Raw genomic sequence first — 26,185 nt, forward strand, 5'->3', positions numbered from 1 at the left:
TATATAAGAAAAACTGATATTGGCACAAATACAGAGAGTAACCACTGATGAAAGGGCTAGAGTACCGTTGGATAGAAGCGTTAGACGAAGTGACAAAACAAAAAGGTTTTGAAAAAGCAGCGCAAACACTGTGCCTTTCTCAGTCTGCAGTGTCGCAGCGAGTCAAACAGTTGGAAGCGTATCTATCTGCGCCAGTATTAATTCGAACCCAGCCTCCTAGAGCCACACCAGCAGGCGAAAAGCTTCTTGGCTTATACCGACAAGTGCGTCTACTAGAGCAAGACTTTTGGCCTGAAATAAACGGCGAAAACGAAAAAGGCGTCACGGCTGTTGCCATTGCAACCAATGCAGATTCATTAGCAACGTGGCTAATACCTAGCCTAAAAAATGTTTTACAAGCCAATCAAGCTGAGCTAAATCTCATTGTCGCCGATGAAAGTAAAACACTCGACAAGCTTCGCGCGGGAGAAGTTATAGCCGCCATCAGTAAGCGCCCAAAAAGTATCTCAGGCTGTAGTGCCACTTATATAGGGACAATGGATTACTTATGTGTGGCTAGCCCTGCTTTTTGTCAGCAGTATTTTTCAGACGGTATCAGCCAACAAACATTATTGACTGCACCAGCGGTCGTCTTTGACCAAGACGATGACATGCACGCTCAGTTTCTTTTGCAGAATTTCAAACTACCAATAAGTGACATTGTCACCCATGCTGTGCGTAGCTCGGAAGCATTTGTAAAACTCGCGCTACACGACATTGCCTATAGCTTAATCCCCAGACTCCAAATAGAAAGAGAATTACAACTCGGCCAACTCGTTAACTTAACTCCAGAATTGTGTGTCTCACAAAAGATGTACTGGCACCATTGGCAATTCGAAAATGAAACGCTCAAACACCTGTCTCGCCAAGTTTTAGCCTATACCCAAGAACATTTAACGCAGTGACAACTTATTGTTTTAATTCACTATATCTGCTTTTAATTCACTAATATTCTGGTTTAAAGTTTAATATTGTCTTACACATGAGAGACGTCAACGTCTTGGACGTATGTATTAATCGATAGCTAACGCGAGCTCGGCGGGATAGCCACGCTCGACGGCAAGTGCTCGCGCTTTCTTTTCAACATCACTCGCCTTTAGTGACAGGGTAACTGGATGTATTGACTCAATCTCAGTGGGAGTGACTCGATCAGAAGTTAACCATCGACTGGCGATATGTTTGGCCGCTTGCAATGCCGAAGAGCCTTTCACCACTTCTATACGTGCATAGTTTTGTTCGGCAAAAGTGACATCTGCTGATCTTAAAGTGACATTGTCACCAGGAATTTGCTGAGCACCAAACAACGGCTTGCTTACCCCGACCGCAGTAGAGTAACTCGGCATATATTGGCTAAGGTGACGCACGGCTTGAGCTGAACGCTCGATGATCTGATCGTTCTGCCAGCCCTTTTCTATTTTATTCGCCAGCCTCAAAGGTAATTCAGGCTGTGATGACACTTCGTTAGAGGCCACTAATCCATCAGGAAACAAGGTGATCCCTTCTGTCATACCGTGTAACTGAAACACTCCATTTGGATACGGAGTCAGCTGAGCCATACCATTTTCAGTGCCGCGAGGGCCATGGAAGACCACTTCAGGCCATTGCTGATCACAATCTGGCCAATGCGTGACATAGGCGGCTTTAAATTCAACCAAACGTTGACGAGGTTTGTTCGCCCAATCGTCAAGCTTGCCAGTCTCATATCCACAAGCATTAATAAGAAAGTCAGCGTAAAACCGATTGTGCTTCCCTTGGTCACTCTCGCATTGTAGCGCCCAACCACTTCCACACTCTTCAACACTGCGTAATGCCGTTTGTGTATAAACCTGACAATTGGGTAATGCATCTAGCGCTAAAGAAACACTCGCAGCAAGTCGAAATACACTCCAGCCATATTCTTGAACGACGGCTACGGGGTATTTAAGCTGGTCTAGATCACTGTGCTGAGCAAATGGAATTACCCAATCGTCAACACTGCTCGGGTTGTCCGGTTGCTGACAGATAGAAAGTTGGGCCAACTGCTGCTTAGAATAGAGTTTGTAGTAACAATCAGGATCGCCTAATACACGATTGCGTTCATCTTGCTCCACCAAATGCCGATAGCAATTCGAGATCACTTGCAAACGTTCCACTAAATCTTCGGGTAGACCCGGATCACTATGGGGAACCGCAATAACAGTCGGTCTTTTATTTAACGTATGGGGAAATAAGCGAACTGTCTCGATCGACTGTTCAAGCAACTCGATACACTGCTCTTGGGAAATCTCTCGATATAAATTACCACCAGCATGCAAATGGCAGATAGGCGGACCATTGACAAGACTTGGTCCTTTTTCAATAAGTAATACCTTTGCACCAAGTTCTGCTAAATGCAGCGCCGCTGTGGCTCCAGCAACACCAGCTCCGACAATGGCATAGGTCGGTTTTGAATCCGTAACTTTCATCAGCAATTATTACGATCTTAAGCGCTAAACACGTCCCCATTGTAAACCGTCTACATAATGATTTAAATCACATTTTTTTCATGGATTAACACCCGTTTTACACTCACGAATGGAACAAAAAGTTTAAAAAAAACTTGACTGATAATTTGTGTAAATCTATCTCGATATGGCAGTAGTGCCAAACAATGCCAAGACGGCATAAATACTAGGGTTATCGAAACACCAAGTTATCTACAGGCCAAGTTATCCAAAACTTTATCCACCGATTTTGTGGATAACTGGATAAAGTTATCCCAATTCCATTTAGACTGTTGCGCATAAACTTGTTGAGTATCTTGGCACTTTACCCTGCTGCCACACTATGCGTGCATGGTAAACCACTCGATGTAAGGCCATTAATCTACCCATGTGTATGGGTTCAGAGACACAATTATGGGCTAAGAGACACAATGATTCAGCCAAACTTAATTTTATCGTGCAGCTTGCCAAGCAAAGTAACGAAAAGGGTCACAGAAAGTAGAGGGAGACTTTTTACTTAACTGCAGCACTCGTGAATGTGAAGAAGGCAGTGAAGTGGCTAGCAAGACAAGAGTTTGCCAATTGCTATCGCTGTTCGCTACGTTACATAAATTTAGCTATATTGGAAAAAGTTGCTTAGCAAAGAATTATTGTTGAAGAAGAAGAATCGGGTAGCGGGAGTATTCGCCCCGCCACCGAACTGCCGCTCATTCGCCGCTTAGGCTGCGACCCTAATGTATTTATCAATAGTATGAATAAGATCCTGCTGCAAGCGGTTCTTGATTAAAGTTTCGTCCGCTCCCAATATTTTCGCCTCATCTAGTACTGATGTCTCGTCACCTATCCCATAGCCCGATGACACTGCGATGATGGGCATTGCCCCGACTTCTCTGGCTTTGGTTATCATTTCATAGCCGTCAATGTTCGGCATGACTAAGTCGGTGATCACAAGATCAAACGGCTTTTTCGCCAACATATCTTTGGCTGCTATGGGATCTTGGCAACAAGTTATTGCTACCAAGTCAGACAAATGACTTTCTCGGATGAGCGCGTCTATCACCGCTAAACATAACTCTGAGTCATCTATCACTAATACTTTCTTTTTCATACCCTACCTCGCCAACGTGCATCACTTATGAGCGTGATTGCTTATTTGATAATAATATAGACTATGCAAGTGTACTGTTCAAAGTTGTGACGCAACTGGCTAGTAAGCTCTTGATTGTAAGTATTTGATTGTAAGCCCTGATACGAAGCCTCGATATATCAGGCAATCGATAATTCGCCGAAAATCAGCTGCCATATTGCTTACTGTGTGGCACCAGCAGCCTATTTAACTGACCATAAATCACTAAAAACAATACGGATATCGTCATCAGTGGTAAAGACAACCAAAAAGCGTAGTGAAGTGAAGGGGTTATTTCAAAACCAATACGCATGACTCCATAGACAACCAACTCAGTGGCCAATGTTGCGACTAGCCCAGAAATAAGCCCTAAGATACCGAATTCCGCCCACAATGTTCGTTGGACTCGCTTTCGACTAGCCCCTAAGGTTCGATATAAGCGAATCTCTTCGTGACGTGTTGAAAGGCTAAGTTTGAGCAAGGTGTAAATCAATAAGATCCCCGCAATCACGCCTAAACTTGCCAACCCCGTTATCGCCAGTACTATTTGACTGAGTAATTGCCGAATCTTTTCTCCCATGACTCGAATATCCATCAGGCTCACCGTTGGGTGCTGCCTAGACAAACGGTTAATAAACGGGTCGTCCTGTGCGCCAATGCGAAAACTCACCAACCAAGACATAGGCACATTCTCCAATACATCGGGCGTAAAGATAAAATAAAAGTTGGGTTTCATATCTCGCCATTCGACTTGGCGAATACTGTTTACTTTAGCGTTAAAGTCTTGACTGTTGATAGAGAACGTAAGTTGATCGCCGATTTGAATACCGAGGCTGTTGGCCACCTCAGACTCCACCGACACACCGTCCTTTTCAGTCCACTTTCCCACAAGAAGCTTGTTGTAACTAGGATTATGCGTCGCCCACGTAAAATTCAGTTCTCTGCGCAATGCATCGGTGCTGTCTTTGTCGTAGGTTAGGTTCTTCGCATCCACGCCATTAATGGCCACCAAACGTCCACGTATGATTGGGTAAGCAGGAGAGCGTTCAAGACCCGCACCATCTAAAGTCTCTAAGTAAGGTTTGAGTTCATATGGAGAAATATTAAAAGCAAACGCATTGGGCGCATTTTTGGGTAACACTCGATTCCAGTCTGCCAACAAATCGGTCCTCACCAACCAAATAACACCCAGCATCATCAGCGATAAAGCGAGCGCGGCAAACTGAATACATGTAACCAACCGAGAGCGATTCATACGATTAAACGCCAAGCGAAACGAGACACTAAGCGGTAACTTGGCCAGAAAAACGCTCAGCAACATACTCACTGCACCAAGAACAAAAAACAGCCCGACGATCCCCGCCAATACTACCCAGACAAGAAGATTGGAATGATACACCGCAATCAGTGCAACCAGTGGACAGGCAATCAACAATAGCGAAGCAGGCGTTATACGTTTTGTTGCCTGTGGTTGTATCGCTTCGGCTGCACTTACATTGAGTAACCTCAGCAGTGGAATACCCAGAGACGGCAACGCAATCAAGAAACTACTTACACTTGCCCAGATTGCAGGTTTCCATCCATAGCTTGGTAGTGCGTCAGGTAAAATCTCTTTGATTGGGATCCTAAGAAGATATTCGATCACGATACCAATAAAAATACCCGCTACCAGCGCCCCAATAAACAGGATCAAAATTTGAATACTCAGCCAAGTCGCTATCCAACGTTTGCTCGCACCAAGACTTTTTAGCATCGCAACCGTTTTGTTGCGAGAAGCGACATAGTGCTGACAAGTCAACACTAGGGTAGTTGCGGCCATGATCACGACAATCGCAACCGTTAACGATAGATATTGCTCAGTTCGTTGAAATATTTCGTTGGTTCTGCTCTGAGTGCTAGTATCACGCCAACGGTCGCTCGCCTGAATCGGAATCGTTTGTTTCAGCTTATCAATCAGTGCATTATCTCCTGCAAAGAAGACACTATAGCGAACTCGGCTGCCAGTTTGGATAGCACCCGTTTTGGTAATGTCTGATTGGTGAATAATCACGGTTGGCATTTGCTGGAATGGATTAAAACTCAGCCCGGGTTCATCGGTAATTTGACCGGACACCGTAAAATCCGCATCACCGATAGACAAGGTATCGCCCGCTGCGACGTTCAGCCTCTCCATCACTCGTGGTTCGAGCCATAATTCACCAGCAGACACGTGATGCAATTGGCGTTCACCCTGATCCAATTTAAGTTGTCCTAACAAGGGGTAAGCAGAGTCTACCGCTTTGACCGTCACCAACTGCATGTCCGTTGAACTAAACGCCATAGTGTTAAAGCGAGTTAACACCGCACGTTCAAGGTTGTTTTGAATTAAAGGTTTCATCAGCGCTTTAGGCGGTGGATTAGCCGAAATAAAGACACTATCGGCAGACAGGGCTTCTTTGCCTTTTTTGACAACGACCTGCTCCAGTCTCTCTGCCATCGCAGTTAACGCAAATATTGAGGCGACAATCAGAGTCAGTGACACCGTCACTGGCCACAGCTGCCCATGCACGATTTCTTTCCAACTCCAAGCAAGCATGGTCTGAAACCCTGTTCGGCTCGACATCATGAATCCTCCATTCGACCAGCCGTCATGTGCAGCACGCGATCACATCGTTCAGCCAGTGACACGTCGTGAGTCACCATGACCAAAGTGGTGTTGTGATGATGGTTGAGCTCAAACAAGATATCAATGACTGTCGCGGCCGTCTGCTGATCCAAGTTCCCTGTCGGCTCATCGGCAAAAAGTACTTTGGGCTGAATCATGAACGCGCGCGCCAGAGCGACTCTTTGTTGTTCGCCGCCCGAAAGTTGGCTGGGTAAATGATCCATTCGATGAGAGAGGCCAACTGAGGCTAATAAAAGTTCAGCTCGCTGCCGGTCTTCCTTATCTCCTTTTAGCAAACAAGGCAAAGTTACGTTTTCAAGAGCAGTTAAACTGGGGATCAACATAAAGCTCTGAAACACAAAACCAATCGATTGAGCTCTGATCGCAGCGCGTTTTTCTTCATCCAACTCGCTCACTGGCTGACCAAGTAACGTGATTTCTCCCGAACTCGGTGTGTCTAACCCCGCCAAAAGTGTCATTAAAGTGGACTTACCCGCACCTGATGCACCAACGATAGCCACACTTTCTCCATCGCTGATGTCTAAATTTACATCAGTCAAGATTGTTAATTGTTCCTGATTAGTCGACACTATTTTTGTTAATGACATCGCCTTAATAATGGATGTTCTCATGATACGAAGACTCTCCCTTGTCCTGATCTTACTTTTTTCTGCTCAAGCCAGTGCTACTACTCTACTCATTCTAGGAGACAGTTTAAGTGCGGGATATCAAATGCCGATAGAGAAAGCTTGGCCAAGTTTGTTACCAAATACGTTAAAACAGCGAGGAAAAGCGGTTGAGGTCATCAATGCCAGCATTTCAGGGGACACCTCAGGGAACGGGCTCGCGCGCTTACCCAGTTTATTGCAACAGCACAACCCGAACTGGGTGCTCATTGAGCTTGGGGCGAATGATGGCCTACGTGGCTTTCCCGTGAACATAGTGGAGAAGAATCTAACCGAGATCATTGAACAAATTCGCCTCTCCGGCGCCAAACCGCTGCTGATGCAAATTCAGATTCTACCCAATTACGGAAAGCGTTATACACAAAGCTTTTCCGACCTTTACCCTCAGCTCGCCAAGCAGCAACAAGTGCCATTAATTCCATTTTTTCTCGAAGGAGTGATCGTGAGGCCAGAATGGATGAAACCCGATGGCCTGCACCCCAAACAAGCCGCGCAGCCTTGGATAGCTACCTTTGTCACTAAAAATATCGTCAACTATTTGGAATAATGCAGTTTTTTACTTTGGCAAGAGAAGATGAAAGGGAAACCATTCAAACTGCAGATGATTAATACGCAACTAATGTGCCTGTTCCCTTTACTCTCACTCAGTCGATTTCTATAATCCCTGCCTCAATTGTCGATAAAAGTGAAAAATACATAATGGATCAGTTAACTGCCAACCTCAAAAAGCTCGAAAAGCAAAACTACCGAGCCTACCAGCGAATTAAAGGTCGCTTCGATTTTGGCGATTTCACTTTGTTTATCGACCAAATGCAAGCTGATCCCTATGCACCCGATTCACGCGTTCGTGCGTTGCGCCCTTGGCCATTAACTGACCTAGACTGGCTACGTGAGCAATCAGAAGATTACCAAATCGCCGCTCGCGATTTTATCGCTCGTAGCTTCGAACATTTTGCCAAGCAAGAAAACGCTATCAATATCATGACGACTGGCCAAGTCGTGCTCGATGCTACTTCTGTGCTGTTCACAGAAGAAGGAATCGAACTGCGTTTTACCGTCGATATGCCCGCTGATGGACGACAAATTCTTGCTAAACGCGCCCTTAACCTGTTGACCTTCCACCTACCGAAATTTATTCGCCGTGCAACCATCGAACGAGAACTCGATAAAGACGCCATGATTCAGCACTGTGAACTATTTGAAGATCAGCAAAGTTTACGCAGCCAACTCGCACAACACGATTTAGTCGCGTTTGTTGCTGATGGAAGTGTTTTACCACGGCTTTCAGGCGCTAGCGATAAACCAATGAAAGAAGCGATTGAATTTGCCGCACCGGAAAACCTAGCCGTTGAGCTGACCGTGCCACACAAAGGCGCTATCCGCGGATTGGGCATTAAAAAAGGCATCACCTTAATCGTCGGTGGTGGTTTCCACGGTAAATCGACACTATTGCACGCCATAGAACGTGCCATCTACAATCACATTATCGGTGATGGCCGTGAGTATGTGGTGTGTGATGAGCAAGCGATGAAAATTCGTGCCGAAGATGGCCGCTGTGTGCACAATTTAAACCTATCTAACTACATCAATCACCTGCCATCAGGCAATGAAACGGACAACTTCTCCACACAAGACGCTTCTGGTTCAACGTCGCAAGCAGCATGGCTACAAGAATCTCTAGAAGCCGGCGCTTCTACCCTATTGATTGATGAAGATACCTCAGCAACCAACTTTATGATTCGCGACGAGCGCATGCAGGCGCTGGTTGGCAAAGAGCAAGAGCCAATCACTCCTTTGGTCGATCGCGTCGTTGAACTCAGCGAAACCCTAGGTGTTTCGACCATGATCGTTATGGGCGGTTCAGGCGATTACCTTGATGTTGCGGACACTGTCATTCAAATGCACAACTACCAAGCATTAGATGTAACAGAAAACGCACAGCAAGTGGTTGCTACTCACCCAAGTCAGCGCTCCAGCGAAAATGAAACTGTGCTGAAAGCGCTACCGCAGCGTGAATTTGATTGCTCGTCGCTACAAGCACTTCTGGCAGAAGGTAAGTTCAGGATCACCGCTCGAGAGCGCCATACACTGCGCTTTGGTAAAGAGTCCACTGATCTTTCTGCGCTCGCGCAACTAGAATCTTATTCAGAAACCAACGCCATCGGTTGGACATGGTTCCAGCTCGCCCAGCAACCGGGTTGGTCAAGCAACCCTGTCGCAGACGTTGAGAAAGTGTTATCTGGGGATTGGTTCGACACGCTACCAAAACACGTCGATGCCGCTAAGCCAAGAACTCTTGATGTGATGGCAGCGCTAAACCGAATGCGTAAATCGCGTTTTCGCCGCGCGGATTAATTTGATTAATTCGATTTGAACTAAGGGCCCTACGTTAGAAATTAAGATCTAGCGATAGGGCCTCAAAGAGAGCGCCTAAAATAATGTTGGGAGTGGATAATGATATCCCCAGAAAAATCCTGCGGTCCGACAAGCTAACTCTGTAACACAACACCATTTAGATCAATGATCACAATGCTGTGCCTACCCAGCTTTATCCTAACATTCGCAAGACTTCAGATTACCAAGTGCTCAATGAGGCTTTACTGCTGGGCGTTGGTATTTATACTTATCCGCAACATTTTTTATATTTCTTGCCACTGCCACAGCTACAAGGGTCATTTCTGTTAGGTGTTTTCTCAGATATGGTCGTTGTGGGTTTGTTAAGCAGTGTATCTAGCTCAACGATGTTCTCTTCTTGAGTCGTATCTACGACAATATTCGCAATGATGTTGTTCTCTTCTACTACGCGCTCAATCTCTTTCTTGCGGTTATCCGAAGACACGGTCACTGAAATTGGCGCTTCAGCGGTCCCAGCTTTCACATCACGATTTACATTATAGCCAGACTTTACGTGGTTCTGCCTTGTTTCGATTCGGCCTTTAAAAAACATTTTTGACATGCAGGGACTCTTGGGTTGTAGGTATAGTTTAAAGTGAGCGTGGATTATACGCGTCATTGTGAAATGATAAAGCGTTACTTGGCTATCCATGCTGTAGTGAACTTGCGGTAGAGCTGTAGTGACAGTACTCATCGCAATATGGTGATACGCGAGCTGGGTAGCTTTAGTCGATGTCAGTGATTGGTACACAAGTGCACTTGATGCATGGGAGAAATATAACGGCAACGTCGAATGGATGCTCAATCATAAATGTGTTTTATTCGCTTGCGTCCTGCCAACAAAGTTACACCAATATTAGATTGAGCAAGGCTTCAAAAAAGACAACCTTAGCCTCATTACGCGGCATTTCGATTACGATGAAGCCTATCAAGCATACTTAAAGGCACTCTCTGGGGCTCAACGACAAAAATATGACTAATATACTCTTCCGTACGTTTTCATTATCCCAGTTCAACTTGAAGGCGTAGGCTCCAATGGTTGAAAATTATCTACCATTCTGAACACCAACGAGCATACGCCATACACTCTAAAGCTCAACCTCAGATAACTTACCTTGATACGTTAAATAAGCACACACACAGCTTAACGTTACGTAATCAAATCTCTCTTCCAGCCTTTCATACAAAGGCTTTAGCTTTCTTTCTTCTAAAGCATTCAACTCTTTCACGGCTCGGGCTATACGTTCAACCTCTTCTGCTGGTATTGCGATAACTTGCTCGAGTTGGCACGCACCTATTTCGATAGCAGAACTGAGGTGGCGCAGAATAGTAGTGGGTGCCAAGCCACGCTCATTTGCAACGGCTTTTACGGAACCGTGCGTGTTGAACAGCTCTAAGGTGGCCGTCTCTGTTGATGATAATGCTTTTGCTTCGCGCGGGTAGCTCGCCACTATCTCAATGATCTGTTGTCCATACTGGTTCACCTTTTTCTCACCAAAGCCTGAGATTTCCGCCAACTGCTTTAAACTTGATGGCCTAACCGTGGTTATCTGTCTGAGGCTAGCGTCATGACAAATTACATACGCGGGGACATTTTGTTCTTTGGCTAAAGAGCTACGCAATTGCTTTAGCGACTCCAGCAAAGATAGATCGGATGTAGAGAGCTCACTGAGGTCTATTTTGTTAGCTTTCACTTTAGTTTTACTTTTGCTCGTCGACTTGCGCAGTTCTCTAAGTTGTATTGCTTGCTCACCTTTTAAAATCGGGCGGCAGCTTGAGGTGAGTTTTAAACTGTTAAATTCGCCTTCAACGGTCAAATAGTTCATCGCAATCAGCTGACGAAACACACCTTTCCATTGGTTAGCATTCAGTTCAGTGCCGATACCAAAGGTCGACACTTTGTCGTGGCCAAAACGGATAATGCGCTCATCCGATTTACCCAGCAAAACATTGATAAGGTAAGTAACTCCAAAACGTTGATCACAACGGTAAACGGTAGATAACGCTTTGCGAGCGGCTTCAGTTCCGTCCCACGTTTTGGGTGGGGAAAGGCAATTGTCACAGTTACCACAGGGTTCCTGTTGCTCACCGAAATAAGCCAGAACCGACTGTCTTCGGCAAGTGACAAGTTCGCAATAGCCCAACAACGCATTCAATTTCTGAACTTGTACTTGTTTGTATTGCTCACCGCCATCGGAGTTTTCGACCATTTGGCGCTGCAACACCATATCCTGCATTCCATAGGCCATCCAAGCGTTGGCAGAAGCACCATCTCGCCCGGCACGTCCCGTCTCTTGATAATAGGATTCAATACTTTTTGGCAAGCTCAAATGTGCCACAAAACGGACATCTGGTTTGTCAATGCCCATACCAAACGCCACGGTCGCGACAATAATGACCCCTTCTTCACGTAGAAAACGGTGTTGATGTTCATCTCTCTTATCAGTTGGCATACCCGCATGATATGGAAGCGCGACACGCCCTTGATCACTGAGCCACTTCGCAGTTTCTTCAACCTTTTTACGAGACAAGCAATAAACAACGCCCGCATCCTCCGGATGGTGCTCAGAGATAAAACTCCAAAGATCATTTTTCGCATTGGACGGTTCATTAACGTGATAGCGTATATTCGGTCTATCGAAGCTATGCACGAACACACGCGCCTCACCTAGACCAAGCTGAGCAATTATTTCTTGCTTAGTTCGTTGGTCTGCCGTGGCCGTAAGTGCAATTCTAGGTACATCTGCGAATCGTCGTTGCAAGACAGACAACTGCTGGTATTCAGGTCTAAAATCATGACCCCACTGGCTGACACAGTGCGCTTCATCGATAGCGAACAGAGAAACTTTGGACTGCGACAGCAAATTGAGCGTACGTTCCATCATCAAGCGTTCAGGAGCAACATATAACAGCTGCACTTCACCAAGCGCCACCATTTCTTCAATCTGCATCTGCTCGTACCTATCTTGGGTCGAGTTCAAATACGCCGCAGACACGCCGACTTGTTGCAACGCATCGACTTGGTCTTTCATCAAGGCAATCAGTGGCGAGACAACAACCCCCACTCCAGAGCGAACAATCGCCGGGATCTGATAACAAAGAGACTTGCCACCACCAGTCGGCATAAGAGTCAGAACGTCTTCACCAGCGACGAGACTGTCGATAATTTCCTGCTGCTGATGACGGAAATTGTCATAACCGAAAACGGTCTTGAGAACACTAAGTGGCGTTGGGCGCATGATATAGTCAGATCGTGAATCAATAAGTGGGCTCGATGATATCGAAAATTGACGGCTATAGCTTGCCTATTCTAGTTTTTATTAGTTTCACGATGCAACTCGCCGCTAGGCAGCTCAAACAGACTTATCACACCGTTACCAAAAGTTAAGAATAGACGCAATAACCTCGATGACTTTACCTTCTAACTCAAAGAATTAGAAGGACGACATTCAATATGCCTGCCGCCAAGCAGACAGATACTAGATCGCATCATTCATTCGCCTAACCACGTCGTTTTTAATTCACTTAGGCACTAGTAAAATCGCCAATTGAAACAACAGGTTTGTACAATATTTTACCTCATCCATACCTAGATCTACGTAAATATAGCTCAGTGAATTCCCAGTACATAGTGACGGCTATAGGAATAATTAAGCATATCTACTATTGTTATATGATTAAGAGGAGAGAAATTGCATATGTAATGTCATCCTCACATCAAAATAAAATAAAGTAAAGATCTACTGCGTCGATTGGCTCTGAAACCTGCTTAGGCAGAGAAGCAAACTCAGAGACAATATTATGAAAATTGCATCCAAAATCATAGTATCTACAACATTGCTTTGCTTGATTGGTCTGGTTGTTGCTGGAGCATTTATTGGCTGGAAAGTCTCGACATTGTCGGAGTCGGCGCTATATGAGCGAACTAAAAACCAACTCATCTCAGTGAGAGATATAAAATCAAGTGAAATTGAGCGGTATTTCAATCAAATCCGTTTACAGCTGGAAACTCTCGCAAAAGATGTGGCAACTCAAGAAGCCATGGTCGCTTTCCAGAAAACCTTCGATTCATACCCAACCCATTCCGCTTCTGACAGCGATAAATCAAAGCTTGCCAGTTATTACACCAAGCAATTTGGTAATACCTATAAGACGGCAAATAACGGACAAACGTCTGACGCAATGCAAAAATATCAGCAACTATCTGACAAAGCACAGGCTTTACAAGCTCGCTATATTGCGTTGAACCCCAACCCGCTAGGCGACAAGCATTTGCTGATGTCTGATACTTTGGGTACTCCTTATGACAATACCCATAAACGCTATCATGCTTCAATAAAACACTTTCTGGAAGCATTCGGCTATTACGACATTTTCTTGATCGACTTAAACGGAAACGTTGTGTATTCGGTTTTCAAAGAATTGGATTTCGCGACTAATTTGCGAAAAGGCCCTTATCAGGGAAGCGGAATATCGAAAGCATTTCTAGCGGCAGTAAATAAAGGTGAAGGTCAGTACCACCTAGAAGATTTTGCCCCCTACTATCCTTCCTACGAGGCCGCAGCTTCTTTCATAGCGACACCTATTTTTAATCAGGGTAGTAAAGTTGGCATACTCATCTTCCAGATGCCAGTCGATGAAATAAATACCATTATGACTTTTAATGAAAACTGGAAAGATATAGGACTTGGCGATAGTGGCGAATCTTACCTGGTTGGACCAGATGGCCTTTTGCGCAGCCAATCTCGATTTTTAATTGAAGCACCTGAAGATTATTTTGCCGCGCTTAAAGCTACCAACATAAGTGCCAGCATGGTTCAACAAATTGAGGACAAAAGTTCGGCAATTGGTCGACAGCCTGTCGATACAATCACTTCTCAAAAAGCGCTGAAGGGTGAGAAAGGTGTATTAATCACGCAAGACTATAGAAATGTTGATGTTTTCTCAGCTTTTGCTCCAATTAATGCGGCTGGGCTACCTTGGGCAATTCTAACTGAAGTAGATGTCGAAGAAGCGATGGCCGATACCCAAGTTCTAATTCGCACTGTGCTGACTAGTGTGGTGGTTGTGATCCTTATCGTCATTATTCTTTCTATCGCACTCTCTTACCTAGTCGGCAGTAATATATCTAGACCTATCTCAGCTGCATCTGAAAAAGTGAAAGAAATCAGTCGAGGCAACAACTTAACACAACGATTAGAGGAAGTAGGTCAAGATGAAATGACAGAGCTATCTGCATCTCTAAACACTTTGTTTTCACAGCTACAAAACGTCTTCAAACAATTTTCATCCGCTTCTAACACCCTGCGCAATGATACAAAAAACATGTCAAACAGCATGGAGGAAACACGAATCTCTATGCAAGATCAAAACAATAGAACCACTTCCGTGGCCGCTGCAATTAATGAGATGGGGGCTTCTATCACTGAAGTATCTCAATTTGCTAACAAAGCCTTTGAGCATGTGTCCCGAGCCAATCAATCTGGAACGGAAGGCGTCCGTATCGGACAAGTATTAGGCAAAGAGATCAGCCAATTAGATCAGGAAATGGAGACCTCCGTTGAGGCAATAAAAAGGCTACATAAAGAAAGTCACTCAATCGCTGAAGTTCTGGATGTCATTCAAGGTATCGCAGAGCAAACCAATTTACTTGCTTTAAATGCAGCGATCGAGGCTGCGAGAGCGGGAGAGCAAGGTCGAGGGTTTGCCGTGGTTGCCGATGAAGTGCGATCGCTGGCTGGTAGGACTCAATCTTCTACTGAAGAAATTCGCAAAAAAATTGAAGCGTTACAAACAGAAACGAATAACGTTTCAAGTGGGATTGAGAGTGCGAATACTACAGTTCAGAAAGGCGTAGAAACATGTACAAAAAACACCGATATGCTTTCTGAAATCATGGCGATGTTAAGCGAAATCAGTGATATGAATACTCAAGTCGCTTCCGCAACAGACGAACAAAAATCGGTCACTGAGGAAATCAATAGCAGTATTATTTCTATTGCCGATTCCACATCTTCTGTACAAACTCAAGTAGATGACGCCGATAAAATGATCAAAAATTTATCTGAACAAGCTGATACATTAACCGTAGAAATCAATCGATTTAAGTATTAGTAGGCCAACGAGATGAAGATTGTTTGGCACATGGCCAAATCGCTCAGCCTGAAATATCCTGATCACTAATAACGTTTGTATGGGTAAATGAAAAGACACTCAATGTATTGAGCTCAGCATTTCATTATTCATGTTGTGTTCAACTTACCGTGATCTATGTCAGTTATGTTTGCTTCAATAGCTTGTTCAGTCACTGTTTATATCAAGGAGCCAATATGCCTCAAAAAGGGAACGTGATGCTTGCAATGCAGGTGATCGCCAACGCTGAAGATGTCGAAGAAGGCGAGCGCTTGTTTGCGGAACATGCGAAATTCATGGAACGCACCCATCACCAGAGCGGCGAGTTTGAAATGATATCTTATAACGTCGCCTGTAGCCCAGAGTTCAAAGACCCTCTTGTGCCAGATTTAGTGCCAACTGGCAGGAAAATTTTCTTAATGGTTGAAATATACGACAGTGAAGCTGGCGTGGCAGAGCACTGGCGCATAGGCAAACGAGAGTGGCCTGAATTTGGTGAAATGATGGCTTGGATTGAAAAGTGTAATTTGACCATTTTACATGGCTCTGAAATTATCCAGTCCCTATGGTAATAGGTTAGTGTCTTCATTTCTTAGTGGTACTTTCGATTCTTGAGTAACTACCTAGAACAGAAAGTACCACTTTATCAGTTCTTACAATGCTCCACCTTTATTAGTCGGCGCAGAGCACTAAGGTGAGTATTGGCCGACTCTTCTACTTTGTTTACTGCGCATGTATAACCGAATCGTATTAATGCTACCGGTTGTCTGTAGACAGAAATGGCCCTAATTTTAGGACACGGTACTCAGTGGTTTGGACTGCTCAGGATTCAGTTAATCTATAGTAATAATGAGCAGAAGACTGGAGCAGATTATGACTAGAAAACGTAGAAAGCACTCACTGAAATTCAAAGCTAAGGTGGCCCTTGCTGCGGCGATAAGCGATAAGCGTCAATTTCTTAACCTTTCACGCTCTACTGCCTACTATCAAATATAAGGAAGAGTGGGAGTTGCGGCGCATGATTGATGAAATCCATCTTCAATACCTCTTTATGGGCAGCCGACGCATCCGTAATGAATTGGCTAAGAAGGATTCATCGCGTATAACCTACTGCATGCTCTATACTTCTATCAATAAAGTTACAAGAAACTGTCGTAATGATTCATTGATAGAGACATGGAGGAACGATGAAAACTATATTGGCCCTTTTCCTATGTTCGCTTTCTTATTGTGTAAGCGCACAAATTAAGTTGGTTACCCTTGAATACCCTCCCTACATAACTAAAGAAGGCAAAGAGGTTAGTGGCGTTGCTGTCGAGTTAGTGGAGCGCGTGTTTAACAAACTTGGCAAACCAATCAAGATAGATGTTTTACCCTGGGGGCGAGCAATAGAATATGTTCGCATTGGTAAAGCTGACGGAATTTTCACAGCTTTTAAAACCCCAGAGAGAGAGACATTTGCTGTCTATATCAACCAGGTGCTTTTTGAACAGAATATCGTGGCAATTAGAACTAAGGTTTCTAGTGCAACTTGGAATGAAGATAATTTTGGCCAATTACGATTATGTTTAATCAACAACGTAAGTTACGGTTCTTCGCTAGATGATATGGTAGAAAAAAAACGATTTAAAAGTGTTACTCGTGTTAAGACCCCCGAGCAGTGCTTACAAATGTTACAGTCAAATAGAGTGGATTTCTGGGTTAATAATGAGTTTGGGGCTCGTTACACCTCTGCAAAATTGAACTCTACAGAGCAATTATTTTTTGAAACACCACCAATTGAGTCCACGCCTAGCTATATCGCTTTTTCCAAAAAAGGTAGTGTAACTGAAGAAGATATCTCCAATTTTAATGAGATCGTAAAAGAGATGAAAAGCTCTGGTGAATATGACCAAATTATTGACGAGTATTTTAAAAAACTATCTCTTTAGCGGCAATAACTACTTGCCATAGGTCATGCCGCGGGACTGCGAGACACAGAGCAAGTGCTTAAGAGCGGCCACAACACTCTGCATATACAACAAAAAACCAAAGGTTACAGTAGAGTTAGGTGGTCGTGACTCCAATTAGTTGAATCACTAGTAATACTCTTGTTCTATGAAAGTACCAATCACCTAGTCGTGCATGGTTTCTGACTTAAAGAAGCCTATGGTTTTTCTCACTAATCTTTTTAGTCGAATGCGCAAAGTGAGATTGGTCCGCTAAGGTAACCAGATTCGGATAAATTCAGGTACTGTAAACCAGCTGAAACGAGAGTCAGTAGTACCTCAATCCTAAATAATTTCGGGGGAGAAGCGTACTGGTCTGATTAGCGAATCATGGCCCGAAAGTGATCAGAGCTCATTATCGTCGACATAGTGTTCCGCAAGAGAAACCTACGTTATAGTTTGGGATTCGGCCCACTGCATTGCTGTGGCGATATCTGCAAAGAATCGAATAGTTAATCGGGTAGGCGAATCGTTAACATTGTACTTAGAGGCAAGCGCTTCCTTAATTTTGTTGTCATCGGTCACCAGTGCTAGAGCAACCATACCGATTGACTGCATTTTAACCGAGTATTTATTCCATACCTCGAACGCTTCCGGCGTACCTAACTCCCAATCATGCATTTCTACTGCTAAACCCCAATCACCTTTACCAATTTCATCAGCGTGAGAGAGAATGTCTTCCCCAAAATCTGTACATGTCTCGGTATTCCATGACCCATGCATGGACGTAATGATGATTTGATTGAGATTTTCTATCGTGTACAGGCCATGCCGATTACGTTTAACCACTTTCAATCATCCACTAAACAGATAAAAGACTTTTTCAAGTATAGCTCGGATGGGTGAAGATACCCGATACGGCCTAGAAATGGTAGTGTTCGTATGTCTCTACTTAGAGACACTTATGCAGTGATCTGACTTGAGACAGGATAAGTCTTGTCGGAAAAATAACAGAGAAAAGGATGATTTTCGAAGCCCACTGTCCATTCGCTATGAATAATTCCTTGTTCCATCACGTAGCTTCCGGACATTAAAAAATTCTGACCTTCAGTATAGCTAATTGGTGATCCGTGACTCTATATAGTTGGATGGTTCTAAGAATTAATCAAATACCGATTTGCTCTGGTTACCGTCGCCAGTTTGGCGGCTAAATAGAGGCAGCCAAGTTCGAATAAGTTTATGTACCGAACATTGCTAGAACAAATAATCAGGCGAGCCCCTATCGTAAACAAGTTAGGGGCAATAACAGTTCGAAATCTTAAAGGTAGGTGGGTTATTTGCCTTTCTGGTTTTTAGCCTCAGCGAGCTTGTCTAAGCAGGCTTGGTAAGCTTCGTCATAACCGAAGAAAAATTGAAATTTATCAGAGCTCAATGCGCCTCTTTCTAAAGCAAACTTCTGAATTTGTTTTGAAAAAATAAACCCCCAAAAAATACACTGGTTATCAAAAGCCCAAGAGAAGACTGCATTTGTAGGCTCCCATACCTCACTTGGAGACATTTCCCAGTTTCTTAGATCTGATATAAAACACCAAGGAGTCGTCTTCTTATGTTTTGATTCTAGGATGCATTGTTTGACCTCATTGAACCACACATGAGCGGCTTCTTCGTTAGTTGCCCCAGAGACAGTTGTGATTAAAATACGCTCTTGAAACTTGATCTCCCATTCACCGTGGATATTTCTTTGAGTCATCGTTCGTCACCAAGTTGTATCATGCTCCAAAATTTAGTATAGCCAATCTATAGCTTATCATTACAACCCGATCTACACCCAAGATTGTAGACTCACTGTGACAACTAGCCTGCCACAGGGGGATTACTTCAAGTGGGGGAAACTTGGCTTGGCGTCTTTTCGTCGTACGCACCAGCAGGATAGGAAAGGGGCATAAATGTCTTTTCATCCAAACACTGATCAAACTTTATCGTAACTCGACAAACTTCATTGGAATCGATCAACCGATATTGTCAGCCGACACCTGTAGTACCTATGATGATTGCCTGATTTTGATTTTCCTTGGGACCAACTCAATCTCTGGTATACGTTGAGGTTTGTTACGAGCGGCGCTGATCGCCATTAATACTGCTTTTGACGAAATCAAATCAAACTGCTGGGGTAGTGAGTTAACTTTAAAAGGTAAGAAATCCAACAAGCGATTGTCACCAAAGGTAGCGACTTTTATGCGCTCGGCTAATTCTGGTTCTTTAACCAAGATATCCAACACTCCTTCTAGCAAAGTGTAGGAGGTCGTAACGATGGCATCCGGTATGGCCTCTTTATCGACCCAGCGTTGAAATACTGCTTTACCTTCCTGATCGTGAAAATGTTCGCCATAGCCAATTTGCGTTTCGATCCCCGCCTTTTTTGCTGCCGAGCAAAAACCATTGTGTCTTTCTTTAGAGATGTTCAATTCGGGTAAAGCGCCAATCAAGCCAATCGTCGAGACTTCGTCGCCACATAACGATTCTGTTAATTGATACGCTCCCTCGAAATCTTCACTGATCACACAAGAAAAGTATTCATCGTCTAACGGCCTATCAATGGCAATGACTGGTGTGCCTGACGATTGAATGTTTAGATAGAACTCCGTCGCGTTGGAGAGAGAGCTAGCGACAAACAGCGCATCAATACTGCGATGCATCAAAGTCTCGACCAGCTTTTTCTCTGTTTCTCCATCATCGTCAGTACATCCGATTAAAATTTGAAAACCTTGCGCGCGTGATTTTTGCTCAAGGTATTTTGATAATCGGGCATAACTTAAGTTTTCTAAATCTGGGACAACTAAGCCAAATGAACGGCTAGTCCCTCCACGCAATGAGCTGGCAGCCAAGTTTGGGCGATAATTATGTGCGTCCACAACGTCCATCACTTTTTTCTGTGTATTGGCGCTAATCCTGTATTTCTGGGCCTTACCATTCACCACATAGCTAGCCGTGGTTTTCGAAACCCCCGCCAACTTGGCTATTTCATCTAGTGTCATATTACGTCCCGTAATCTGTGGAGAAGATCAAAAATATTTCACAAGGATCTTAAGAAACGATTGCATTGTAAACTGAATCGGTTCAGCCTCACAACTGAAAGGATTCAGCACGTTTAATTTTTGTTATCTTGATTCAATGTATTTAACAGATATGAGCCTACAGCTGCTGATTTTCAGTTTCCGCTCACCTGAATACTGAATCGATTCAGCCAATATTTTTATGGTTCGAGATAACGGGTTGTAATGACCGAAAAACAATAACCGGTACCGCATTTAACCTAACCAGTGTGCCAACGATGAGGCTTTTTATGCTGCAACTAAGCGATAAAGATGTATTTTTAAGCAAACAAAGCGAGAACGAAATGGCGGCAATCCGTGCCATTGCCGCTGATCTCGCCGAGCGTGATTTTGTCGAGGCACAATATGTTGATGGCATGCTCGCGAGGGAGCATCAGAACACAACATTTCTGGGCAATGGAATCGCGATACCTCATGGCACTACGGATACTAGGCACTTAGTCAAACAAACCGGACTGGTGGTCCACCACTACCCTAGCGGTGTCGATTGGGGCCAAGGCAATACGGTTTATCTCGCTATAGGTATCGCCGCTAAATCCGATGAACATTTGGATATTCTCAAGCAGCTCACCAAAGTTTTGTCGCAAGATGGTGTCGAGCAAGCACTAAAATCCGCCACTAGTGCAGACGAAATCCTTTCACTGTTAAACGGCAGTATTCAACTGGGCTGTGAGTTTCATTCCGGCCTAATTCAATTAGATTTTCCGGCCAGCGACATGTTGCAACTTAGCGCCGTCGCCGCTGGCTTGCTTTCTAACCAGCAAGTCGTCGACAAGCGTTTTGTCGCCGATATCATCGCTAAGTCACCCACACATTTGGGAAAAGGACTCTGGCTTGTCGCCTCGAATGAGGGTACACACCAAACTGGCCTATCATTTGTGACGGCGACACATGAATTCAGTATAGAAGGCCAAAAAGTAAAAGGACTGATGGCCATTGCCAGTGCAAATACTGCGCACCATTCAATACTGAACGTTTTAGAAAAGCGAGTGATTGAAGAAGCCCAAGACACCCTCTTTGCCCTAACTAAAGACGAGCTAGTCGCCTTATTTAGTTCAAGTGATGAGCAAGCGCCTTCTAGCTCTGGGCTAACTGCCAAGTACACCATCAATAACACTCATGGGTTGCATGCTAGACCCGGCGCTATGTTGGTCGCCGCCGCCAAAAAATTTGAGTCAGAGATACGAGTCGAAAATTTGGATGTAAAAAGCAAAACCGTTAACGCAAAGAGTCTAATGAAAGTGATTGGACTCGGCGTGAAACATGGTCACCAACTTAAGTTTACTGCGCAAGGTCCCGATGCCTCTCAAGCATTGCAATCCATTGGCTCTGCGATTGAAGCAGGTTTAGGCGAAAAGTAAGAGATATAACATGTCAAATAAAGTTGTCACCATTACATTAAACCCCGCTCTCGATTTAACCGGAAGCCTAGACGTTTTAAACCTCGGCTCTGTCAGCCTCGCTAAGCGCTCTTCACTGCATGCAGCCGGTAAAGGTGTCAATGTCGCCAGAGTATTGCGAGACCTGGGTGCAGATGTCACCGTAACGGGCTTCTTAGGACAAGATAACCAAGAAATGTTTTGCCAACTCTTTGATCAGCTTGGCGTCCATGACCAGTTTATTCGAGTTGAAGGCGCGACACGAATAAACGTCAAGCTGGTCGAAAAATCTGGAGCTGTGAGCGACATTAACTTTCCGGGTGTGAACGTCACTTCTCAAGACATCGGCCATTTTGAAACGACCCTATTTGAGCTTGCCCAAAGCCACGACTTTTTTGTATTAGCCGGCAGTTTACCCAAGGGTATCTCAGCAGAGCTTTGCGCTTCATGGATTAGAAAACTCAATGATATGGGTAAGAAAGTCATTTTCGATAGCAGCCGTGAGGCTCTGTCGGCTGGAATAGCTGCCCAACCTTGGTTAATTAAACCCAACGATGAAGAGCTCAGTTTTCTTGTCAACAAGCCTTTGGCATCGATAGATGAGATCACAGTCGCCGCCCTTCAGGCATCCAATCACATTGAGAACGTCGTCGTTTCGCTGGGTGAAAAAGGTGTTCTCTGGCATAACAATGGCCAATGGCTACACGCCTCACCTCCGTCTATGCAAGTGGTGAGCACGGTTGGGGCTGGCGATACGCTTGTCGCTGGATTGTGTTGGGGACAAATGCAAGAGATGAGTAAGCCACGCACCTTGTCACTTGCCACTGCCCTTTCCGCGCTGGCTGTCGAGCAAGTAGGCGTGGGTATTCACGACCTCGAAGCCGTGCACCAGTTGCAACAAAAGATACGGGTAATATCTCTAGCAACGCCCGTCGAGATTGAAAAGGATAAAGGTTGATTTTATGAATGTAGCTATCATTACCTCGTGCCCGAGCGGCATTGCCACCAGCGTTCTTGCTGCCGGTGTTTTAGAAAAAGCCGCGCAAAAATTGGGCTGGGAGGCTTACGTTGAATGCCAATCCAATTTATCTGAGCAAACTCACTTAACTAAACAACAAATAGAGCAATGCGATACCGTTATTATCGCGACCAATAAAGAATTAGACGATGCTCGGTTTGTCGGAAAAAAGGTGTATCAAGCCTCAATTTCAGAGTGCCTCTCCAATCCGACCAAATTTTTACAACACGCGGTGGAGCAAGCTTCGGTTTTACAACAAGCATCTCAGCTTACGACTCCATCACCCACCAAAAACACCAAAAACATTGTCGCGATAACGGCTTGCCCAACTGGCGTTGCTCACACCTTTATGGCCGCAGAGTCTTTAGAAGATGAAGCAATTAGGCAAGGACACACGATCAAAGTCGAAACTCGTGGGTCAGTTGGCGCTAAAAATCAGTTAACATCAGAAGACATTGCTAACGCTGATATTGTGATTGTCGCAGCAGATATCGAAGTCCCTCTTGAACGATTCAACGGTAAAAAGCTCTATCGAACCAAAACGGGACCCGCGCTAAAACAAACCCAACAGGAAATTGAGCGCGCGCTTAGTCAGGCCACAGAATATCATCACTCAGGCTCCCAAGTTCAGACATCAAATAATGAGAAGAAAGGAGTCTACTCACACCTCATGACAGGTGTCTCGCATATGCTTCCAGTCGTGGTTGCGGGCGGGTTAATCATCGCTTTATCTTTTGTGTTCGGTATTAAAGCATTTGAGCAAAAAGGCACACTCGCCGAAGCCCTCATGACCATTGGTGGAGGCTCGGCGTTCAAACTAATGATTCCTGTACTGGCGGGCTACATTGCCTTCTCGATTGCCGATAGACCAGGGCTTGCACCCGGCTTGATTGGCGGCTTGCTTGCAAGTTCGACAGGCGCAGGTTTCTTAGGCGGGATCGTAGCAGGCTTTATCTCAGGATATGCTGCCAAATTCATCGCCGACAAAGTACAGCTACCACAATCAATGGAGTCGCTAAAACCGATCCTAATTATTCCTTTTGTCGCGACATTATTCACTGGATTAATCATGATCTACGTAGTGGGCGGCCCTGTCGCTCACTTGATGACCGCAATGACCACATTCTTAAATAATATGGGTTCGGCAAATGCGGTTCTTCTAGGCGTCATATTAGGTGCCATGATGTGCTTTGATTTAGGTGGCCCAATCAACAAAGCCGCCTACACATTTGGAGTCGGACTACTTGCGTCGCATACCTATACACCGATGGCCGCTATCATGGCGTCAGGGATGGTTCCGCCTCTTGCAATGGGGCTTGCTACTTTGATCGCTAAAAACAAATTCGACCAAAGCGAAAGGGAAGCTGGAAAAGCAGCGTTCGTTCTTGGTTTCTGCTTCATATCGGAAGGTGCCATCCCATTTGCCGCCAAAGATCCCATGAGAGTGATTCCTTGTACTATGCTGGGCGGCGCTGTGACTGGCGCATTATCTATGCTGTTTGGTGCTAAGTTGATGGCTCCACATGGCGGATTGTTCGTACTATTGATACCAAACGCTATCTCTCCAGTATTTCTATACCTAGTCGCGATCGCAGTAGGCACCGCCATCACAGGTATCAGTTACGCATTGTTCAAGGGCCGGGCGGAATCACAAGTTAAAGCCGAGCTTGCCACCAATTGATATCGCGACTCTAATGGCTAATAGCACTCTTCCCCTTCTCGCCGCCTAGTCCAGGTATCAGCCTCCCCAAAAAGGGCGAGTCACTCAGTGGCTCGCCCTTTTATCAAATCGAAGATAAATATGACGCCAACGTCAATCGAGTCGTTTCAGCACTTTGGCTGGAGTTCCCCCGACTAAGCAATCTTCGGGTACATCATGATTAACCACTGAGTTGGCAGCGACGACCGAACGAGCGCCAATCGTCACTCCTTGATTGATAACTACATTGCCACCAATCCACACATCATCTTCTACCGTAATTGGCAAGCAGCGTGTTTCCCATTTTCGACGTTGTCTGTAATCGAGAGAATGGGATGCCGTATAAAACTGGGCGTTAGGGCCGATCATCACATTATTACCTATTGTAATCTCGGCGCCATCCAACATATCGATTCCGATGTTCAAAAAGGTGTTGTCACCTATTTTGATTCGTTTACCGAACTCACAGTTAAATGGCACATTAACTATAGATCCCTCTCCTAACTCAGCAAACAGCTCTTTGAACAAGACTTGCGTCTCACCGAATTTCCTAGCATGACGGATCTGGTACAACAGCTCGTAAGCGTGTTCTCTCGCGTTAGCAATCTCGAGACTAGTGCCGTCAAAAACTTCACCGATCGCCATTTTTTCGTACTCTGTCATGGGGTAACACCTGTTTGTCATTAGGTTATCTTGTAGAGGAAATTCAATCGCACTCAATATACCTTAGAGCGAAATAAAATACGCCCAACGTGACGAGTTAACGTTGCTTTTCCCAAACATCACAAAGATTAATCGTTGAAAAACCAGCGGATTTGCAATTACGGCTACTTGGAGTATTAATGAGGACATCCGTCAATAAATATTGAATACCAGATTCAAAAGCATCGACAATACGGGCCTGTAATAATGCCGTTTGGCAGCCTTGGTTTCGATATTGCTCCTGAGTATATGCATTCGCCAATGTCGCAATACTTCCATCGAGAAAAGTTGTCGCCCATGCACATGGAGCATTGTCGATGAATGCAACGTAGCAACGAAATGTTTGCGTGCAGTAGTATTTTCGCTTCGCTTGCCAAACTTGCTCATCACAATCCATTCCTGAGGTTTTCAATAGATTAAGAAAATCGTCGGCTCTATCTTCCCCCCAAACTTCGACCACCACCTGACCATCTAACTGCCGATGCATGTAATCTGCTTGAGTCATGAACATGAATTCTTGTGTGTACGACACTTCATATTCGTATTTTGGGAGTGTGTGACAAAAAGATGGAACCGTATCAGAATCAATTCGGATTTCCGGCGGCATATCATCAGAGTAATACTCTAGCAACTCGCCTATCAAGGGAGGTTTTCTCTGAGTAGCACGAATATTTATTTGGTTGTCATAACGACGAGTTGGATCAATATAAGCGGTAAAACTGTCTTCATCTACAATCTGTAGTTGACTAGGAACAGCAGTCGATAAGGTACGTTCATTGTTGAAACAAAAGTATGAGTCGTATGCATTTTTAACAGCTACAGCATCTAATTTATTCAATGGTTAGTCCTTTAGATATGGATCA

At 44.6% G+C, this 26,185-nt stretch carries 20 protein-coding genes and 2 pseudogenes; 10 read left to right on the forward strand and 12 right to left on the reverse strand.

What is annotated here, in order from left to right:
• Positions 1–47: 47 nt before the first annotated feature.
• On the forward strand, positions 48–944 hold the full coding sequence (locus L4C34_RS03750) for a LysR family transcriptional regulator ArgP (RefSeq protein WP_428788011.1): 897 nt from the start codon (positions 48–50) through the stop codon (positions 942–944).
• Positions 945–1,052: 108 nt separating this feature from the next.
• Here L4C34_RS03750 and L4C34_RS03755 read toward each other — a convergent pair whose 3' ends face one another.
• The 4 genes from L4C34_RS03755 to L4C34_RS03770 all read right to left on the reverse strand — a co-directional run bounded on the left by L4C34_RS03755 (position 1,053) and on the right by L4C34_RS03770 (position 6,903).
• Positions 1,053–2,483, reverse strand: a complete 1,431-nt coding sequence (locus tag L4C34_RS03755; protein WP_428788012.1) for an FAD-dependent oxidoreductase — start codon at positions 2,481–2,483, stop codon at positions 1,053–1,055.
• A 736-nt stretch (positions 2,484–3,219) separates the two neighbouring features.
• Complete coding sequence (locus L4C34_RS03760; RefSeq protein ID WP_428788013.1) at positions 3,220–3,609, reverse strand: response regulator; 390 nt, start codon at positions 3,607–3,609, stop codon at positions 3,220–3,222.
• 184 nt (positions 3,610–3,793) lie between these two features.
• Positions 3,794–6,232 (reverse strand): ABC transporter permease, encoded by a 2,439-nt coding sequence (locus L4C34_RS03765; protein WP_428788014.1) that lies wholly within the window; start codon positions 6,230–6,232, stop codon positions 3,794–3,796.
• Positions 6,229–6,903, reverse strand: a complete 675-nt coding sequence (locus L4C34_RS03770; protein WP_428788015.1) for an ABC transporter ATP-binding protein — start codon at positions 6,901–6,903, stop codon at positions 6,229–6,231. Before L4C34_RS03770 ends, L4C34_RS03765 begins: the two co-directional genes overlap by 4 nt.
• Between L4C34_RS03770 and tesA the strand changes: the two genes are divergently transcribed.
• Complete coding sequence (tesA, locus tag L4C34_RS03775) at positions 6,902–7,504, forward strand: multifunctional acyl-CoA thioesterase I/protease I/lysophospholipase L1 (protein WP_428788016.1); 603 nt, start codon at positions 6,902–6,904, stop codon at positions 7,502–7,504. The two genes, L4C34_RS03770 and tesA, sit on opposite strands and share 2 nt — an antisense overlap.
• A gap of 152 nt (positions 7,505–7,656) precedes the next feature.
• Positions 7,657–9,312: a P-loop domain-containing protein gene (locus L4C34_RS03780; protein WP_428788017.1), complete on the forward strand. Its 1,656-nt coding sequence runs from the start codon at positions 7,657–7,659 to the stop codon at positions 9,310–9,312.
• Positions 9,313–9,580: 268 nt separating this feature from the next.
• Here the strand turns inward: L4C34_RS03780 and L4C34_RS03785 are convergent, their stop codons facing one another.
• Both L4C34_RS03785 and recQ read right to left on the reverse strand, forming a co-directional pair.
• Positions 9,581–9,913, reverse strand: coding sequence for a PBPRA1643 family SWIM/SEC-C metal-binding motif protein (locus L4C34_RS03785; protein ID WP_428788018.1), 333 nt, complete (start codon positions 9,911–9,913; stop codon positions 9,581–9,583).
• A gap of 526 nt (positions 9,914–10,439) precedes the next feature.
• Positions 10,440–12,590, reverse strand: a complete 2,151-nt coding sequence (recQ, locus tag L4C34_RS03790; RefSeq protein ID WP_428788019.1) for a DNA helicase RecQ — start codon at positions 12,588–12,590, stop codon at positions 10,440–10,442.
• A 562-nt stretch (positions 12,591–13,152) separates the two neighbouring features.
• On the opposite strand from recQ, the gene L4C34_RS03795 reads away from it, so the two are divergent.
• From L4C34_RS03795 to L4C34_RS03810, 4 genes and pseudogenes are all read left to right on the forward strand, one after another.
• Entirely contained in the window at positions 13,153–15,465 is a 2,313-nt protein-coding gene (locus L4C34_RS03795; RefSeq protein ID WP_428788020.1) for a methyl-accepting chemotaxis protein, read from the forward strand.
• Between the two features lie 215 nt (positions 15,466–15,680).
• On the forward strand, positions 15,681–16,055 hold the full coding sequence (locus L4C34_RS03800; protein WP_428788021.1) for a hypothetical protein: 375 nt from the start codon (positions 15,681–15,683) through the stop codon (positions 16,053–16,055).
• Between the two features lie 337 nt (positions 16,056–16,392).
• Positions 16,393–16,582 (forward strand): annotated as a pseudogene (locus tag L4C34_RS03805) (IS3-like element ISVpa4 family transposase); the annotation flags it as partial.
• An 88-nt stretch (positions 16,583–16,670) separates the two neighbouring features.
• Positions 16,671–17,414 (forward strand): substrate-binding periplasmic protein, encoded by a 744-nt coding sequence (locus L4C34_RS03810; protein WP_428788022.1) that lies wholly within the window; start codon positions 16,671–16,673, stop codon positions 17,412–17,414.
• A gap of 183 nt (positions 17,415–17,597) precedes the next feature.
• Here L4C34_RS03810 and L4C34_RS03815 read toward each other — a convergent pair.
• The 4 genes and pseudogenes from L4C34_RS03815 to cra all read right to left on the reverse strand — a co-directional run.
• Positions 17,598–17,684 (reverse strand): annotated as a pseudogene (locus tag L4C34_RS03815) (IS1 family transposase); the annotation flags it as partial.
• A gap of 174 nt (positions 17,685–17,858) precedes the next feature.
• Positions 17,859–18,260 (reverse strand): hypothetical protein, encoded by a 402-nt coding sequence (locus tag L4C34_RS03820; protein WP_428788023.1) that lies wholly within the window; start codon positions 18,258–18,260, stop codon positions 17,859–17,861.
• Positions 18,261–18,744: 484 nt separating this feature from the next.
• On the reverse strand, positions 18,745–19,161 hold the full coding sequence (locus tag L4C34_RS03825) for a hypothetical protein (protein ID WP_428788024.1): 417 nt from the start codon (positions 19,159–19,161) through the stop codon (positions 18,745–18,747).
• A gap of 292 nt (positions 19,162–19,453) precedes the next feature.
• The gene (cra, locus tag L4C34_RS03830) at positions 19,454–20,446 is read right to left on the reverse strand and encodes a catabolite repressor/activator (RefSeq protein ID WP_428788025.1); all 993 of its coding nucleotides are present in this window, start codon (positions 20,444–20,446) and stop codon (positions 19,454–19,456) included.
• A 308-nt stretch (positions 20,447–20,754) separates the two neighbouring features.
• On the opposite strand from cra, the gene fruB reads away from it, so the two are divergent.
• The 3 genes from fruB to fruA are packed head-to-tail and all read left to right on the forward strand — an operon-like array spanning position 20,755 to position 24,602.
• Positions 20,755–21,885: a fused PTS fructose transporter subunit IIA/HPr protein gene (fruB, locus tag L4C34_RS03835; RefSeq protein WP_428788026.1), complete on the forward strand. Its 1,131-nt coding sequence runs from the start codon at positions 20,755–20,757 to the stop codon at positions 21,883–21,885.
• 10 nt (positions 21,886–21,895) lie between these two features.
• Entirely contained in the window at positions 21,896–22,861 is a 966-nt protein-coding gene (pfkB, locus tag L4C34_RS03840; protein WP_428788027.1) for a 1-phosphofructokinase, read from the forward strand.
• A gap of 4 nt (positions 22,862–22,865) precedes the next feature.
• Positions 22,866–24,602, forward strand: coding sequence for a PTS fructose transporter subunit IIBC (gene fruA / locus L4C34_RS03845; RefSeq protein WP_428788028.1), 1,737 nt, complete (start codon positions 22,866–22,868; stop codon positions 24,600–24,602).
• Positions 24,603–24,734: 132 nt separating this feature from the next.
• On the opposite strand, the gene L4C34_RS03850 is transcribed toward fruA, so the two are convergent.
• Together L4C34_RS03850 and L4C34_RS03855 are read right to left on the reverse strand one after the other, a co-directional pair.
• A complete protein-coding gene (locus L4C34_RS03850; protein ID WP_428788029.1) occupies positions 24,735–25,283 on the reverse strand; it encodes a sugar O-acetyltransferase in 549 nt (182 codons plus the stop codon).
• Positions 25,284–25,380: 97 nt separating this feature from the next.
• Entirely contained in the window at positions 25,381–26,160 is a 780-nt protein-coding gene (locus tag L4C34_RS03855) for a GNAT family N-acetyltransferase (protein ID WP_428788030.1), read from the reverse strand.
• Positions 26,161–26,185: the final 25 nt, after the last annotated feature.

This window comes from Vibrio profundum, assembly GCF_050337555.1.
GTDB lineage: Bacteria > Pseudomonadota > Gammaproteobacteria > Enterobacterales > Vibrionaceae > Vibrio > Vibrio profundum.

What these genes read in the sequence shown, in the direction of transcription:
- L4C34_RS03750 (WP_428788011.1), top strand. Translation starts at nt 48, where the DNA reads ATGAAAGGGCTAGAGTACCGTTGGATAGAAGCGTTAGACGAAGTGACA.
- L4C34_RS03755 (WP_428788012.1), bottom strand. Translation starts at nt 2,483, where the DNA reads ATGAAAGTTACGGATTCAAAACCGACCTATGCCATTGTCGGAGCTGGT.
- L4C34_RS03760 (WP_428788013.1), bottom strand. Translation starts at nt 3,609, where the DNA reads ATGAAAAAGAAAGTATTAGTGATAGATGACTCAGAGTTATGTTTAGCG.
- L4C34_RS03765 (WP_428788014.1), bottom strand. Translation starts at nt 6,232, where the DNA reads ATGATGTCGAGCCGAACAGGGTTTCAGACCATGCTTGCTTGGAGTTGG.
- tesA (WP_428788016.1), top strand. Translation starts at nt 6,902, where the DNA reads ATGATACGAAGACTCTCCCTTGTCCTGATCTTACTTTTTTCTGCTCAA.
- L4C34_RS03770 (WP_428788015.1), bottom strand. Translation starts at nt 6,903, where the DNA reads ATGAGAACATCCATTATTAAGGCGATGTCATTAACAAAAATAGTGTCG.
- L4C34_RS03780 (WP_428788017.1), top strand. Translation starts at nt 7,657, where the DNA reads ATGGATCAGTTAACTGCCAACCTCAAAAAGCTCGAAAAGCAAAACTAC.
- L4C34_RS03785 (WP_428788018.1), bottom strand. Translation starts at nt 9,913, where the DNA reads ATGTCAAAAATGTTTTTTAAAGGCCGAATCGAAACAAGGCAGAACCAC.
- recQ (WP_428788019.1), bottom strand. Translation starts at nt 12,590, where the DNA reads ATGCGCCCAACGCCACTTAGTGTTCTCAAGACCGTTTTCGGTTATGAC.
- L4C34_RS03795 (WP_428788020.1), top strand. Translation starts at nt 13,153, where the DNA reads ATGAAAATTGCATCCAAAATCATAGTATCTACAACATTGCTTTGCTTG.
- L4C34_RS03800 (WP_428788021.1), top strand. Translation starts at nt 15,681, where the DNA reads ATGCCTCAAAAAGGGAACGTGATGCTTGCAATGCAGGTGATCGCCAAC.
- L4C34_RS03810 (WP_428788022.1), top strand. Translation starts at nt 16,671, where the DNA reads ATGAAAACTATATTGGCCCTTTTCCTATGTTCGCTTTCTTATTGTGTA.
- L4C34_RS03825 (WP_428788024.1), bottom strand. Translation starts at nt 19,161, where the DNA reads ATGACTCAAAGAAATATCCACGGTGAATGGGAGATCAAGTTTCAAGAG.
- cra (WP_428788025.1), bottom strand. Translation starts at nt 20,446, where the DNA reads ATGACACTAGATGAAATAGCCAAGTTGGCGGGGGTTTCGAAAACCACG.
- fruB (WP_428788026.1), top strand. Translation starts at nt 20,755, where the DNA reads ATGCTGCAACTAAGCGATAAAGATGTATTTTTAAGCAAACAAAGCGAG.
- pfkB (WP_428788027.1), top strand. Translation starts at nt 21,896, where the DNA reads ATGTCAAATAAAGTTGTCACCATTACATTAAACCCCGCTCTCGATTTA.
- fruA (WP_428788028.1), top strand. Translation starts at nt 22,866, where the DNA reads ATGAATGTAGCTATCATTACCTCGTGCCCGAGCGGCATTGCCACCAGC.
- L4C34_RS03850 (WP_428788029.1), bottom strand. Translation starts at nt 25,283, where the DNA reads ATGACAGAGTACGAAAAAATGGCGATCGGTGAAGTTTTTGACGGCACT.